Here is a 14,259-nt window from a genome sequence, read left to right on the forward strand (position 1 = left end):
TATGGATTTAATTTATATTGTAGTAGGTATAGTAGCATTTTTAATTTTAGCTCTTATTGGTGTATTTGTAACGAAGTATCGTACAGTTGGCCCAGACGAGGCGCTGATTGTAACTGGTAGTTATTTAGGTGGAAAGAATGTTAATATTGATGAGTCCGGAAACAAGATAAAAATCGTTCGCGGTGGTGGTACATTTGTATTTCCGGTATTCCATCAAAGTGCATCGTTAAGTCTATTATCTAGTAAAATTGATGTTTCTACTCCTGAGGTTTACACAGAGCAGGGTGTACCTGTTATGGCTGATGGAACAGCGATCATTAAAATTGGTGGATCAATTGGAGAAATTGCCACAGCTGCTGAGCAATTTTTAGGTAAAACAAAAGCAGACCGTGAAAATGAAGCAAAAGAAGTGTTGGAAGGTCATTTACGATCAATTTTAGGTTCGTTAACGGTTGAAGAGATCTACAAAAATCGTGAGAAATTCTCGCAAGAAGTACAACGTGTTGCATCACAGGATTTAGCTAAAATGGGTCTTGTCATTGTTTCATTTACAATTAAAGATGTTCGCGATAAAAATGGTTACTTAGAGTCATTAGGTAAGGCACGTATTTCCCAAGTCAAGCGTGACGCGGACATTGCAACCGCAGATGCTGATAAAGAAACAAGAATTAAGCGTGCTGAAGCTGACAAAGAAGCAAAACGTGCTGAATTGGAAAGAGCAACGGAAATTGCTGAAGCAGAAAAGGTGAATAAATTAAAAGTTGCCGAGTTCCGTAGAGAACAAGATGTAGCAAAAGCCCGAGCTGACCAAGCGTACCATCTAGAGGAAGCTCGTTCGAAACAAGAAGTAATGGAACAACAAATGCAAATTCAAATTATCGAGCGTCAAAAGCAAATTGAATTAGAAGAAAAAGAGATTCTTAGACGTGAGAAGCAATATGATTCAGAAGTGAAGAAAAAGGCAGATGCCGATCGTTATGCAGTCGAGCAGGCAGCTGAAGCAGATAAAACAAAACAATTTACTGAAGCAGATGCGCACAAATACCGTATTGAAGCAATGGCGAAAGCCGAAGCTGAAAAAATTCGTCTTGATGGTACAGCGAAAGCTGCAGCTGAAAGAGCGAAGGGTGAAACAGAAGCTGAAGTTATTCGCTTGAAAGGTCTTGCTGAAGCAGAGGCTAAAGAAAAAATTGCTGAAGCTTATGAGAAGTACGGTCAAGCAGCAATGCTAGATATGATTTTAGAAATGCTTCCTACTTATGCGAGAGAAGTTGCAAGTCCGTTATCAAATATCGATAAGATTACAATTGTTGATACAGGTTCAAGTGGTGAAAACGGTGGTGCTAATAAAGTGACAGGTTATGCAACAAACCTAATGTCAACGTTGCAAGAATCTTTAAAGGCATCTTCAGGAATTGATGTAAAAGAGTTAATTGAGAACTTCTCAGGGAAAGCGAATGTAAGAGCAAGTATTGATCAACTTTCAAATGAATTGGCAGCGTCTAAGAGTTCCTCTTTAGAGAAAAAAATAGAAGAGTAAGTTGAATAAGCCGGCATGAATGCTGGCTTTTTTCAGTGGTGAAAGTCCGAGTGATTTACTTGCATAAAAACAGGAGCCGCCTGAGAGTTCATTGAACGATCAGGCGGCTCCTGTTTTTGATTACTAATAGCAAAATAATTTAAAGATTTAATGAAACTTCAGTAATTTTATGTTTCATTTCAGAAATATTACTTTCTAATTCTCTCGTTTCAGATTGAACTCTATTTACACTTCTTACAATCTCGTTTAGCTTTTCATAAGTATCTGCAGTAGCCATTGCTTGTTTTTCGATGATTGAAGAAATGTCTGTAATATCATCGTTCATCGAAGTGATCTGTGTTAACAAGCTTGTCAATGTAAGGGTAGCTTCATCTGCTGAAGAGACTGTTTTTTCAATTTGATCAGTTGTTTCTTGTGATTTTTGATGGAAGTTTTCTATCTCTGTTTCAATTAGTTGGAGTGATTCGTTAATATGACCTACTGATGTAGAGGTTTGCTCAGCTAATTTACGGACTTCGTTAGCAACAACACTAAAACCAAGTCCTGCATCTCCAGCTCTTGCCGCCTCAATTGAGGCATTTAAAGCAAGTAAATTAGTTTGTGCAGCAATTGACTCGATTAGTTCTACAATTTGTCTCATATTTTTCATCTGGTCGAGTAAATTTTTGACTCTAGAATTGGTAGCTACCGTTTCCCTAGATACATCCAAAAAGTCTTGAATAATTTGTTCAATTTTAATTTTTCCGGCTTCGGTTGCTTTTGTCATTGTTTCAGCTTTCGTGGCAACATTTATAACATTTACTGAAATAGAGCTAATTGATTGCGACATTTCATCACTTACAATTATTACACCTTCACTAGTTTGGAGGGCGTTTTCAGTTGCATCTAGAACCTCTTGAATTTGTTGTTCTTGTGATACTGCCGAGACTATTGAAGTGATCGTTTCCTTCATTTCTTTATCGGCTTTTTCATGGAAACCGTCTAAAGCACATTGAGCATCAACTGCAAATATCTTTTGCAAAGCAAGAAGCATCTTTGCTAATTTTTGTGGTTTTGACCGATATTTATCGACAAGAATTGGAGTTACAAACTCTGTAATGCGAATTTCACTTCCAGTACACCAGTCCGGGGTTGCATTGATTGATTTTAAATAACGCCCACGTTCTTTGCGTGCTTCTAAGTACTTTGAAGTAAAAGGCTTTTCTTTAAAACTACGAATATAGGAACGAAAATGCTCAATGAGGTTGTGTTCAGCCATAAACTGATCAACACCCGGAAACAATGATAGAACGGCTTGATATTTATTTACAATCTCATCTTCATATTTAACAATCCATTCACTAGCTTCTTCCATTAATAATACATCTTCGTCTGTTATCTGATAAAACTTAATCCTGTTATTCACTACCTCATTTTCGCTAATGTAGCTCTCAGTGTTAATGTTTGTAAATGATGAAAAGTCAATTTTTTTAGTAAACATGTTAACTCTCCTCTTGGATTCGTCAATTATCGCAATATACACATACTTTACCACAATCTAACGAAATTAGAATAGCTTATTTCGCACGGAAAATGTTAATTTTCGACAAATAAATTAATATAAAGATTTTACAGGGGATCGAGAGGTTATTAGTAATGGCAAAATAATAGTAGACCTAAAATTATACATTCAGAATGGGGGTAATTGATTTACATAATCAATTGTAAATGTTAATTTAATCAATCAATCGTTTAATTAATTTTGTTATCTCGAGGCTTTATTGAATTAAAGCCTTTTGTTTGGTATTATCTATTTATTGCGAAAAATGGTAAAGTGAATAAATTACGGAGGTGGGATTATGGCTCGAATTACAAAAGAACAAGTAAAGCACGTCGCTCACTTAGCACGCCTTTCAGTATCGCAAGAAGAAGTTGAGCTTTTTACAGAACAGCTTGATGCAATTATTGGGTTTGCCGAGCAACTTAATGAGTTAGATACAGCGGGAATTGAACCGACAACACATGTCCTAGATATTAAAAATGTTCTAAGAGAAGATGTTGTAAGAGAATCATTAAAAAGAGAAGATGCATTAAAGAATGCACCAGACGAACAAGATGGACAAGTAAAAGTTCCATCTATTATGGAGTAAAGGGGGTTTTGTCGTTGTCATTAATTGAACAAAGTGTCCAAGCAATACATAAACAGTTACGGGAAAAAGAAATAACGGTTACGGAACTAGTCGATGCATCATATAAGCGAATTGCCCAAGTAGATGACAAAGTGAAGGCATTTATTACCCTTGATGAGGAGAATGCGCGTAATTACGCAAAGCAACTAGATGAGGCGTTAGTCGGAAAAGTAGAAAAAGGGCTCTTATATGGTCTTCCAATTGGGATTAAAGATAACATTGTCACAAAAGGCCTGAAAACAACATGTGCGAGTAAAATTTTAGGGAACTTTGAACCAGTTCACAATGCAACAGTTATGGGGAAAATTCGTTCCTCAGAAGCGATTATGATCGGTAAATTGAATATGGACGAGTTTGCGATGGGGTCTTCTACAGAAAACTCCGGTTTCTTTCAAACGAGAAATCCTTGGAATCTTGACCATGTTCCAGGTGGCTCTAGTGGTGGGTCGGCAGCTTCTGTTGCAGCTGGAGAAGTTTTATTTTCATTAGGTAGCGATACGGGCGGTTCAGTCCGTCAACCAGCATCATATTGTGGAGTAGTCGGTTTAAAACCAACATACGGACGAGTTTCTCGTTTTGGACTTGTTGCTTTTGCATCTTCACTTGACCAAATTGGTCCTATTACAAGAACTGTTGAAGATAATGCTTATTTAATGCAAGTCATCGCAGGCTATGACAATATGGATTCAACAAGTGCTAATATTGATGTACCTGACTATTTATCTAGTTTTACTGGTAATGTTCAAGGCTTGAGAATTGCAGTGCCAAAGGAATATTTAGCTGAAGGTGTAAATGAAGATGTTCGACAAAAAGTGCTAGAGGCATTAAAGGTATTAGAGGGTCTAGGAGCAACATGGGAAGAAGTATCGCTGCCACACTCTAAATATGCTGTAGCTACATACTACTTACTTTCTTCATCAGAAGCATCAGCTAACTTAGCGCGCTTTGACGGAGTTCGATATGGAGTTCGCTCAGACAATGATAAAAATTTAATTGAAATGTATAAAGAGAGTCGTAGCCAAGGCTTTGGCAATGAAGTTAAACGTCGTATTATGCTTGGAACGTTTGCGTTAAGTTCTGGGTATTATGATGCTTATTATAAAAAAGCACAGCAAGTCCGGACATTAATTAAAAAAGATTTTGATGACGTACTTTCCACGTTTGATGTGATTATTGGTCCGACAGCACCAACAACAGCGTTTAAAATTGGTGAAAAGACGAAAGATCCACTTACAATGTACGCAAATGATATTTTAACGATTCCTGTAAACTTAGCAGGCGTTCCAGCTATTTCTGTTCCTTGTGGGCTGTCAAATGGCTTACCTGTTGGCTTGCAAATTATCGGAAAACATTTTGATGAGTCTACGGTGTATCGTGTAGCACATGCTTTTGAGCAAGCGACAGTACATCATCAGGCGAAACCACAATTGTAAGGGAGGGAAAAGCATGAACTTTGAAACGGTTGTTGGATTAGAAGTCCACGTTGAACTTAAAACGAATACGAAAATCTTTTGTGGTTGTTCTACGGAGTTTGGAGCGCCACCTAACAGTCAGACTTGTCCGATTTGTTTAGGTCACCCAGGTGTACTACCCGTGTTAAATAAACAAGCAGTGGAGTTTGGTATGAAGGCGGCAATGGCACTAAATTGTGAAATTGCCTCAATAACAAAGTTTGACCGAAAAAATTACTTTTACCCAGATAGCCCCAAGGCCTACCAAATATCGCAGTTTGATAAGCCGATTGGTGAGCATGGTTGGATTGATATTGAAGTCAACGGCGAGAAAAAACGAATTGGTATTACAAGAATTCATTTAGAAGAAGATGCTGGCAAGCTCACCCACTCAGAATATGGTGATTATTCGCTAGTAGACTTTAACCGTGTTGGTACACCGTTAATTGAAATTGTGTCTGAACCGGATATTCGCACGCCTGAAGAAGCGTATGCGTACCTTGAAAAGCTAAAAGCAATTCTGCTCTATACAGAGGTATCTGATTGCCGTATGGAAGAAGGGTCGCTTCGGTGCGATGCCAACGTTTCTTTACGTCCAGTGGGACAAGAAGAGTTTGGCACGAAGGCAGAAATTAAAAACTTAAACTCTTTTGCCCATGTGCAAAAAGGGTTAGCTTATGAAGAAATTCGCCAAGCTGAAGTTTTAAATTCAGGTGGAGAAATTCAACAGGAAACACGACGATGGGATGATGTAAATAAAAAGACAATTTTAATGCGCGTCAAAGAAGGTTCAGATGATTATCGTTACTTCCCAGATCCTGATTTAGTTGACTTTCATATTGATGAAGCCTGGAAGGAACGAGTTAGAGCAACAATCCCTGAGCTTCCTGATGCGCGTCAACAACGCTATATGAGCCAATTGGGCTTATCGAGCTATGACGCTGGAGTACTTACACAATCTAAGGCAATGGCTGAGTTTTTTGAAGTAGGCTTAACGTATGACGCCTCGCCTAAGCTACTTACGAACTGGTTAATGGGTGAAGTGAATGCCTATTTAAAAGCAGCTGACAAAGAAATCGGCGATGTTCCGTTAACTCCTGAGGCTTTAGCACAAATGATCGCCCTTATTGAAAAAGGAACAATTTCTAACAAGATTGCCAAAGATGTCTTTAAAGAGTTGATTGAGAAAGGCGGCAACCCTGAAACAATTGTTAAGGAAAAAGGTCTAGTGCAAATCTCAGATGAAGGTGAAATTCGCAAAATGATTATGGGTATTCTAGACCAAAATCAGCCTTCGATTGATGATTTCAAAGCCGGGAAAGAAAAAGCAATAGGCTTCTTAGTGGGACAAGTGATGAAAGCCTCAAGAGGCAAAGCCAATCCACAATTGGTAAATCAGATCTTACTAGAAGAGATTAAAACAAGATAACTTTAAAAAGGTGCCACGCACCTTTTTTCTTTTGGTGCTAATCCTTTTCATATTCTGTTCGATCAGTTAAAATATAAGTTGTACATGTTAAATGATGGAATTTATAAGATGAATACTAAAGGGGACGTTTTTTATGAAACGGGCACGTTTAATTTATAATCCTTCAGCTGGTAGGGAGCACGTTAAGCGGCAACTACCTTATATATTAGATAGACTTGAAGGTGTTGGCTATGAGGCGTCAGCCCATGCGACAACAGGAAAAGATTGTGCAAAGAGGGCAGCGAGACTTGCTGCAGAGAGAGGTTTCGACCTCGTCATCGCGGCTGGAGGCGATGGCACAATTAATGAGGTAGTTAATGGTTTAGCTGAACTACCATATCGACCGAAGCTAGGGATTATTCCTGCAGGTACAACAAATGATTTTGCAAGGGCGATTGAAGTGCCGAGGTCAACAATCGAAGCTGCTTGTGATGTGATATGTAATGGCTATGAAATGCCAATCGATATTGGTAAAGTTGGAGATCAATTTTTTATTAACATTGCTGGTGGTGGTACGTTAACAGAGCTTACGTATGAAGTCCCTAGTAAACTGAAAACAATGATCGGTCAGCTTGCATATTATGCAAAGGGAATTGAAAAACTCCCTAAAATACATCCTGTCAATGTGAGAATTGAGTATGACGGTAAATTGTTCGAAGGCGAAATTATGCTCTTTCTCGTTTCCAATACGAATTCGGTAGGTGGCTTTGAAAGACTGGCACCAGGGGCCTCATTGAATGACGGTATGTTTGACCTCCTTATCTTAAAGAAAACAAGCTTGGCAGACTTTGTTCGTGTTGCAAGTGCAGCTGTCCGTGGTGATCACCTTAATGATCCTGCTGTCGTTTATGTCCAGGCAAATCGGATTAAAGTTTTCGTAGATGAAGTTGTTCATTTAAATTTGGATGGTGAATATGGTGGAATGCTCCCAAGTGAGTTTGTCAACTTAAGACATCATCTGCAAATGCTTGTTCCAGAGAAGCAGATGAGAAAATACTTAGGAACATAATCACTTAAAAATACTAGTATAACCTAATAACATTAAAAGCCATGGTAATTTCAGATAAAGAAATCACCATGGTTTTGTTTTTACTAAACCACTTCAGGGTTTACGAGGGACGGAGATTTTTCAGGAGATATCATAGGGTGCCAGGCACCAAAAAAATCGGTGCCTGGCACCCAAATAATAGAAAAATCAACTGAAGAGTCAGTTGATTTTTTTGATGATTAAACAGCTTGTTTTCGCATTTTTTCGAAAATATTTTGTAGTCCGTACAACAGGAACGATTTAAAAAAGAAGAGCATCATTAATTGCCAACGTTTCAGTCGCACGGTTGATCCAAGACCCATTTTTTTAAACAAATCCATACCAGGGTAGGCAAATATTAAATGAACGATTGAATTTAAGATGACAAACAGAAAGAACTTTCGATATGTAGCTTTTAATACCCAGAGACTGCCAACTAAAAATGGTCCTAATATAAGTGGGATTTCACCAATTACTTTTGGGAAAAGGTTTTTATATACCCACCACCAAGTTCGTTTTCTGGCGATATAACTTTCAATTACAACGATGAGTGACATAATCATCGAAGCTGGAAAAAATCTTTTCAACGATTGTTTCCCTAAGAAAGGGACACTCAACCACGGTACTGTCATCATAGCAATTAAGAATAATCTCCACTGTTTCATTACTCTTCACCCCTTTGCGTCTAGCTTGTGTAGATTTTTTGAAAATATTAACTATAAATTAGAAAAGTAACCCACAGTTATATGTGGTCGCATCCATCTTTGCCGGAGGATTAGCGATGTCAGGTGTTGCAGCTAAACTCGGAAGTGAATTCTTTGCTTTGTTAACTTACATTCTTAATAAAAAGCGGGATTTATTCTCGTATTTTTTTTATGTTTTTAATTACTTAAATATGGTAAAATCAATTAAAAATTGGGGGTAGTTTTCTTGGCACACAAAAATACTACATACAAGTTTTTACCGCTAACCTTTAGTGTCATTCTTGGATTGTCCTTGATGTCTCTTCTTATTTATGTCTTTGTTTATTTTTTTGTTGGTGGTTTTGTAACTGAGGAAGACAAAGAAAAAGTTCTGGTTCGTTCCGAAAGATTTATAAATGATATTTATACAGAATCAACCACAACTATTTATAGTGAGTTTTTTTCAGAAATCCCTAACAAACAATCTCATAACTTAGTAGTAAAATTAATCTCCGAAATGAGAGAATATAATTTAATTAGAGTCTATATAGATACTGTTGAATTAAAAGACATAGACAAAGGGAAACAAAGAGGGAGTTCTGAGGGAGAAAAATATTCATTTGATACTTATTATGTAACGATTCAAACCCTTGTAGAAAAAGATGGTCACACCAAAATAATAGAATGGGATTTTATTTGGGCGCATATGGGAGATAGACTAATGTTAGTTGAAATGCCAGAATTGGAGGAGATTACGAATGACTGAAATTCCTTATGGATTGTTAGCACTTATTTTTCTTTCTTCACTTGGACTTTTCTTATCAATTAAATTGAAAGAGGTAAAAAAAGCAAACCAGCAATACGTAGATAATTTAACTAATTCTGCTTTAGAGAGACAAGACCAACAAATGAAACTTCTAGAAGAAATAAGGAAAGACCAAAAGAAAATAATAGAAAAACTAAAGCTAGAGGAGAAATAACCCTCTAGCTTTCTTTAATTGAACAGGACTAAACGTAGGATTTAAGTAAGTGTCTTAGAACGTGGTTAATTATGTTAATAATCAATATTGAAAGCGAAACATGTAATTCATTGTTTACTTTCGGCTATCATTACGATTCTCTAGCAGTTCTACAGGGATAGTCATACCGTTATTTCCGATACATAAAAATATATTTTTTGTTTTCGAAAACTTTTTCGTCCTTAGTTAGGTATATAAAGTAAAAGAATAAGCGACAAAGCGAAAGGAGTGGACAGATTGAAGGATGTAGAAATTATTAAGAAAATCCAAAACGGTGATAACAGTGCCTTTAGAGAGTTATATGATCTGTACTATGACTATGCAATTCGTGTTGCTACGGTAGTGATGAACCGCAATGCAACGCACTCAGCTGATGCTGTACAAGAAACATTTGTCCGTGTCTATCAAAATATCCATTTATATCAAGAGGATCGGCCGTTCAAACCATGGTTTTATAAAATTCTTTTAAATGAATGTAATCGCATTTTGAAAAAAAACTCAAAGGTAGTTAGTGTCGGAGAAATCATTGAACGGCAACAAGCAAAAACAGAAATAGATAACCAGCAGTCAGTTGATTATGAGGATTTGTATCAGGCGATTGGTGCACTAGAACCTCATAATCGAATACCAATCGTCTTGAAATACTTAAATGGATTTAAGGAACAAGAAATTGCAAACATTCTAGAGGAAAATTTAAACACAATCAAATCTAGATTATTTAAAGGAAGACAAAAGCTGAAACAGTTTTTAGAGGCGAAAGAGGAGGCGAATTAAAATGGACGATAAGCATGTAGATAAAGAAATTAAAGAAAGTTTATTAAAAAATACAGATCATACTTCGAAACAGAAAGAAGATCTTTGGAAAAATATCGAAAGTAGATTAGCTTTAGGAGAAGAGTCAACAAGAAACAACGTTACGCACATGGAGGCGAAACAGATGAAACTAGAGCCAACTAAACGTAAGTCAAAGAGCTGGTTAACAGGATCGATTGCAGCAGCTGTTTTGATTGGAATTTTTACGACTGCTACCGATACTGGTCAGGCGTTTGTAAATAATGTGAAAGAATTATTTGCACCTGAGAAGCAAGTTGTTCGGGAAATCGAAGGCATGCCAGAAGAGCAAGAGGTCATTTTGAATGAAGGGAAGGCAGGCTACATTATCTATATTGATGAAGAAAGATATACGTTAATCGAAGAAGAAAGCTTAGACAGAATTGTCTTAAAAGAAAAGTTAGACGATATGTATCCAGAAGTTTCAATGACTATTCAACAAGTAGCTGACAAAACACCAATAGAACTTGCAGCAGAAATTTCTGCAGAATTAAAAAAATCATTTGCAACAGTGAAGGAAGTTGAAGTGGTCACAAATCCAATCGACGGCCTACTGATATCTGCAATTGATGGTGATGAATGGGATAGCCTAGTTACACAAGTGTATATTGTCTCAAATGAAAAAGAAGGAAGCTTTATCATCCAACAAAATTACTTCCTTGAAGCTTCAGAAGGTCATGGGGCAAGATTTAATCAAATGTTAAAAGATTTTACAATCTTAGAAAATACAGAAGAATAAGTCATGGATATAAAAAGGGTAGGGAGTTATTTCTCTACTCTTTTTTACTTGTCTTACAAAAGGCTAGAAAATACCTGTGACTATCAATATAAGGTATGAAAAAGGTTTTAACTTTCAAATAAAATGTTTGCAATCTTATAATCACGGGTAATTATTTCAGCAAGACAAACTTTCTAAGAAAAAATATCTGTTCTGATACAGAACGTTTAAAGGAGTGTTTGCAAATGCTTTGGACGATATTTACAATCCTTTTGATCATGTGGCTATTCGGATTTGTTTCGGGTAATCTCTTTGGAGGCTTTATACACCTATTGTTAGTTATTGCTATTGCAATGATGCTAATTCGTATTATTCAGGGGCGTAGACCATTCTAGAAAGGTATAAAAATAACGAGGTGTACAGGCTCTTGAATGAGCCACCAGCTTACATAAATTACAATGGAAAAAGCCAAACTACGGAAGTAGTATTACATAGAAGGAGGAAATAACTATGGATTTTTATTCAGCAGTAGAAAAAAGAAGATCTATTTACGGAATTAGTAAGGATATTGACGTAGCAGATGATCGAATTCAAGAAGTGATTAATCATGCGGTTAAGCATACACCATCATCATTTAACTCGCAAAGTGGTCGTGTTGTCGTCTTATTAGGGGAGCACCATAATAAGCTTTGGGATATTACTACAGAAACATTGCGGAAAATTGTCCCCGCAGATTCTTTTTCAGCAACAGAGGAGAAAATGAATGGCTTTAAAAATGGGTATGGTACTGTCTTATTTTTTGAAGATCAAGCAGTTGTTGAAGGACTACAAAAACAATTTGAGCTATATAAAGATAATTTTCCAGTTGGTCAGAGCATTCAAACGGAATGTTACAATACGTGATTTGGACAGCCCTAGAAATTGAAGGTCTTGGAGCAAATCTTCAGCATTACAACCCTATTATTGATGATGAAGTAAAGCAAGAGTGGAATGTACCTTCAAACTGGAAGCTAATCGCGCAAATGCCATTCGGTAAAAAGGTGGCAGAGGCTGGCGATAAGGATTTCATGCCATTAGAAGAACGTATTAAAGTTTTTAAATAAACGTTTAATTAATGATGTTCTAATTGAAAGAGTATCGGAGTCATTAACAGATCTAGTTATCGGGAGGAACTTAGAAAATTTAAAATGATGTTTCGGCATATGAAATGCTAGTGGAATAATTGAATATGTAAAGGAAAACTATAAGAAGTAAAGGGGTGCTTCTTATGTTATCAAAAAGAAAATTAATATTTAATATTGGCATGCTTCTAATACCCTGGTTATCACTATTGCTTTTGGAAAAGAAAGACATAAGACGCTTTTTTCCAGCTGCATTTATCGTTATAATTTTGGAAATGATCACTGAAAAAATAGGTCAAAAGCGTAAGTGGTGGATCTTTTATTCTAATCCGAACAAATTTGTTCTGAATGAATTGTTTTTTAGTATGGGGCCTTTTCTAATCGGTTCCATCTGGATACTTAAATTAACATACGGAAACATAAAGAATTTTATATTGGTAAATGCTGCTGCAGATGGTTTTTTTGCATTTGTGTTAACCCGTATCCTCAAAAAAATAAAAATTGCTAGGTTAGAAAGGTTTAGTGAATTTCAATTCTTTATATATATGTTCTGCAAAGTACCTTTCCTTTATGGTGCACAATATCTTTTTGATAAGAGAATGTGAATAAAGTAAATCTATGCTTGAGATTTAACAATATTAGAGAAATCGTACAGGTTAATCTGTGCGATTTTTATATTGTTTTTAATTTTATTTTACGGTAACACTTTTTCTCTCCAAACAGATCCTGTATTACGTTATGTTTTCTTATTTTTCAGAGGGCAAGATTTATAGCATTCGCAACGGCGGTATGGTTATGATAAAATCAACACTAGTTAAATTGAACGAAAAGGAAGTTGGACGAATGTCAAAAGGAAACACACCAGTGGCAAAAAATGAGATCATTGAAGTGACAATCGAAGATCTCACACATGAAGGGGCAGGAGTCGCTAAGATTGACGGGTATGCTCTTTTTATTCCGAAAGCTTTACCAGGTGAGCGGGCGAAAGTAAAGGTAATCAAAGTAAACAAAGGGTATGGCTTCGGAAGATTATTAGAAGTAGTGAAAAAAAGTGAAGATCGCATTGATGAACCAGCTTGTTCAATTTTTGAGCAATGTGGTGGCTGCCAGCTTCAACATTTAAGCTACGAAGCTCAGCTAAAACAAAAACAAAAACAAGTTCGTGACGTCCTTGAACGAATTGGGAAGATTACTGATGTTGTCATTCATCCGACTCTTGCGATGAGTGATCCATGGCGCTATCGCAACAAGGCTCAAGTCCCTTTTGCAGATCGTGAAGGTGGATTAGTTGCTGGCTTTTACCAAGAAAGAAGCCATGAGATTATTGATATGGATCGTTGTTTAATTCAACATGAACAGAATGATCATGTCGTTCAAGTAGTCAGGGAAATAGCAACTAAATATGGTATTCGTGGCTATGACGAAGCAAATCATCGAGGCACATTACGCCATGTTGTGGCTCGTTATGGGGTTAATACAGGTCAACTAATGGTTGTGTTAGTGACCAAATCGCGAGAGATCCCTCATAAAAATGAAGTGATTAAAGCAATAAAAGAAAGGATACCTCATATTACATCAATCGTCCAAAATGTAAATTCGAAACGAACAAACGTTATTTTTGGCGATGAAACTGTTGTTTTATCAGGTGAGGAGTACATTTACGACACGATTGGAGACGTCAAATTCGCAATCTCAGCACGCTCCTTTTACCAAGTGAACCCAGAACAAACAAAAGTGCTCTACGATCAGGCACTTCAATACGCCGATTTAACAGGTTCGGAAACAGTTATTGATGCGTATTGTGGAATTGGAACGATCTCGTTATTTTTAGCGCAGCGAGCCAAACATGTCTATGGAGTTGAAATTGTTCCAGAGGCGATTGACGATGCCAAACGAAATGCAAAGTTAAATCACATGGAAAACGTTGACTTTGCTGTTGGCCAAGCTGAAAAAGTAATCCCATGGTGGTATGCCCAAGGAATTCGTGCCGATTGTATCGTCGTTGACCCACCACGAAAAGGCTGCGATGAGGCATTATTAGAAACCATTATAAAAATGAAGCCGAAGCGAGTCGTTTATGTGTCATGTAACCCAGCGACATTGGCGAGAGACTTACGAGTGTTAGAAGACGGTGGCTATAAAACCTTAGAAGTTCAGCCAGTTGACATGTTCCCTCATACAACACACGTTGAGACAGTCGCGTTGATAGAGTTGAAATAAGAATAGCACAAGA

At 36.9% G+C, this 14,259-nt stretch carries 14 protein-coding genes and 1 pseudogene; 13 read left to right on the plus strand and 2 right to left on the minus strand.

Going from position 1 to position 14,259, the window contains the following annotated elements:
* The first annotated feature begins 1 nt into the window (after nt 1).
* Nucleotides 2-1,540 (plus strand): flotillin lipid rafts scaffold protein FloT, encoded by a 1,539-nt coding sequence (floT, locus tag ACK4M9_RS11395; RefSeq protein WP_409850478.1) that lies wholly within the window; start codon nt 2-4, stop codon nt 1,538-1,540.
* Between the two features lie 139 nt (nt 1,541-1,679).
* Here the strand turns inward: floT and ACK4M9_RS11400 are convergent, their stop codons facing one another.
* Nucleotides 1,680-3,020 carry a methyl-accepting chemotaxis protein gene (locus tag ACK4M9_RS11400; RefSeq protein WP_409850480.1) on the minus strand — a complete coding sequence of 447 codons (1,341 nt, stop codon included), beginning with the start codon at nt 3,018-3,020 and terminating at the stop codon, nt 1,680-1,682.
* A gap of 358 nt (nt 3,021-3,378) precedes the next feature.
* Here ACK4M9_RS11400 and gatC point away from each other — a divergent pair, with 358 nt between their 5' ends.
* From gatC to ACK4M9_RS11420, 4 genes are all read left to right on the plus strand, one after another.
* Nucleotides 3,379-3,669 carry an Asp-tRNA(Asn)/Glu-tRNA(Gln) amidotransferase subunit GatC gene (gene gatC / locus ACK4M9_RS11405; RefSeq protein ID WP_409850482.1) on the plus strand — a complete coding sequence of 97 codons (291 nt, stop codon included), beginning with the start codon at nt 3,379-3,381 and terminating at the stop codon, nt 3,667-3,669.
* 14 nt (nt 3,670-3,683) lie between these two features.
* Nucleotides 3,684-5,141 (plus strand): Asp-tRNA(Asn)/Glu-tRNA(Gln) amidotransferase subunit GatA, encoded by a 1,458-nt coding sequence (gene gatA / locus ACK4M9_RS11410; RefSeq protein WP_409850484.1) that lies wholly within the window; start codon nt 3,684-3,686, stop codon nt 5,139-5,141.
* A gap of 13 nt (nt 5,142-5,154) precedes the next feature.
* Entirely contained in the window at nt 5,155-6,588 is a 1,434-nt protein-coding gene (gene gatB, locus ACK4M9_RS11415) for an Asp-tRNA(Asn)/Glu-tRNA(Gln) amidotransferase subunit GatB (RefSeq protein ID WP_409850486.1), read from the plus strand.
* Nucleotides 6,589-6,721: 133 nt separating this feature from the next.
* Nucleotides 6,722-7,636 carry a diacylglycerol kinase gene (locus ACK4M9_RS11420; protein ID WP_409850488.1) on the plus strand — a complete coding sequence of 305 codons (915 nt, stop codon included), beginning with the start codon at nt 6,722-6,724 and terminating at the stop codon, nt 7,634-7,636.
* A 218-nt stretch (nt 7,637-7,854) separates the two neighbouring features.
* Here ACK4M9_RS11420 and ACK4M9_RS11425 read toward each other — a convergent pair whose 3' ends face one another.
* Nucleotides 7,855-8,319, minus strand: coding sequence for a hypothetical protein (locus ACK4M9_RS11425; RefSeq protein ID WP_409850490.1), 465 nt, complete (start codon nt 8,317-8,319; stop codon nt 7,855-7,857).
* 265 nt (nt 8,320-8,584) lie between these two features.
* Between ACK4M9_RS11425 and ACK4M9_RS11430 the strand changes: the two genes are divergently transcribed.
* From ACK4M9_RS11430 to rlmD, 8 genes and pseudogenes are all read left to right on the plus strand, one after another.
* Nucleotides 8,585-9,103, plus strand: coding sequence for a hypothetical protein (locus ACK4M9_RS11430; RefSeq protein WP_409850492.1), 519 nt, complete (start codon nt 8,585-8,587; stop codon nt 9,101-9,103).
* Nucleotides 9,096-9,317, plus strand: a complete 222-nt coding sequence (locus tag ACK4M9_RS11435) for a hypothetical protein (RefSeq protein WP_409850494.1) — start codon at nt 9,096-9,098, stop codon at nt 9,315-9,317. The genes ACK4M9_RS11430 and ACK4M9_RS11435 overlap by 8 nt, the downstream gene beginning before the upstream one ends.
* A gap of 276 nt (nt 9,318-9,593) precedes the next feature.
* Nucleotides 9,594-10,130, plus strand: coding sequence for an RNA polymerase sigma factor (locus ACK4M9_RS11440; RefSeq protein ID WP_409850496.1), 537 nt, complete (start codon nt 9,594-9,596; stop codon nt 10,128-10,130).
* Nucleotide 10,131: 1 nt separating this feature from the next.
* Nucleotides 10,132-10,926, plus strand: a complete 795-nt coding sequence (locus ACK4M9_RS11445) for a hypothetical protein (protein ID WP_409850498.1) — start codon at nt 10,132-10,134, stop codon at nt 10,924-10,926.
* A 224-nt stretch (nt 10,927-11,150) separates the two neighbouring features.
* Nucleotides 11,151-11,300, plus strand: a complete 150-nt coding sequence (locus ACK4M9_RS11450) for a lmo0937 family membrane protein (RefSeq protein WP_409850500.1) — start codon at nt 11,151-11,153, stop codon at nt 11,298-11,300.
* 115 nt (nt 11,301-11,415) lie between these two features.
* Nucleotides 11,416-12,008, plus strand: a pseudogene (locus ACK4M9_RS11455) (nitroreductase family protein).
* A gap of 164 nt (nt 12,009-12,172) precedes the next feature.
* Nucleotides 12,173-12,631: a hypothetical protein gene (locus ACK4M9_RS11460; protein ID WP_409850502.1), complete on the plus strand. Its 459-nt coding sequence runs from the start codon at nt 12,173-12,175 to the stop codon at nt 12,629-12,631.
* 238 nt (nt 12,632-12,869) lie between these two features.
* Entirely contained in the window at nt 12,870-14,246 is a 1,377-nt protein-coding gene (rlmD, locus tag ACK4M9_RS11465; protein WP_409850868.1) for a 23S rRNA (uracil(1939)-C(5))-methyltransferase RlmD, read from the plus strand.
* The last annotated feature ends 13 nt before the right edge of the window (nt 14,247-14,259 follow it).

It is taken from the genome of Anaerobacillus sp., from assembly GCF_046314235.1.
Classification (GTDB): domain Bacteria; phylum Bacillota; class Bacilli; order Bacillales; family Anaerobacillaceae; genus Anaerobacillus.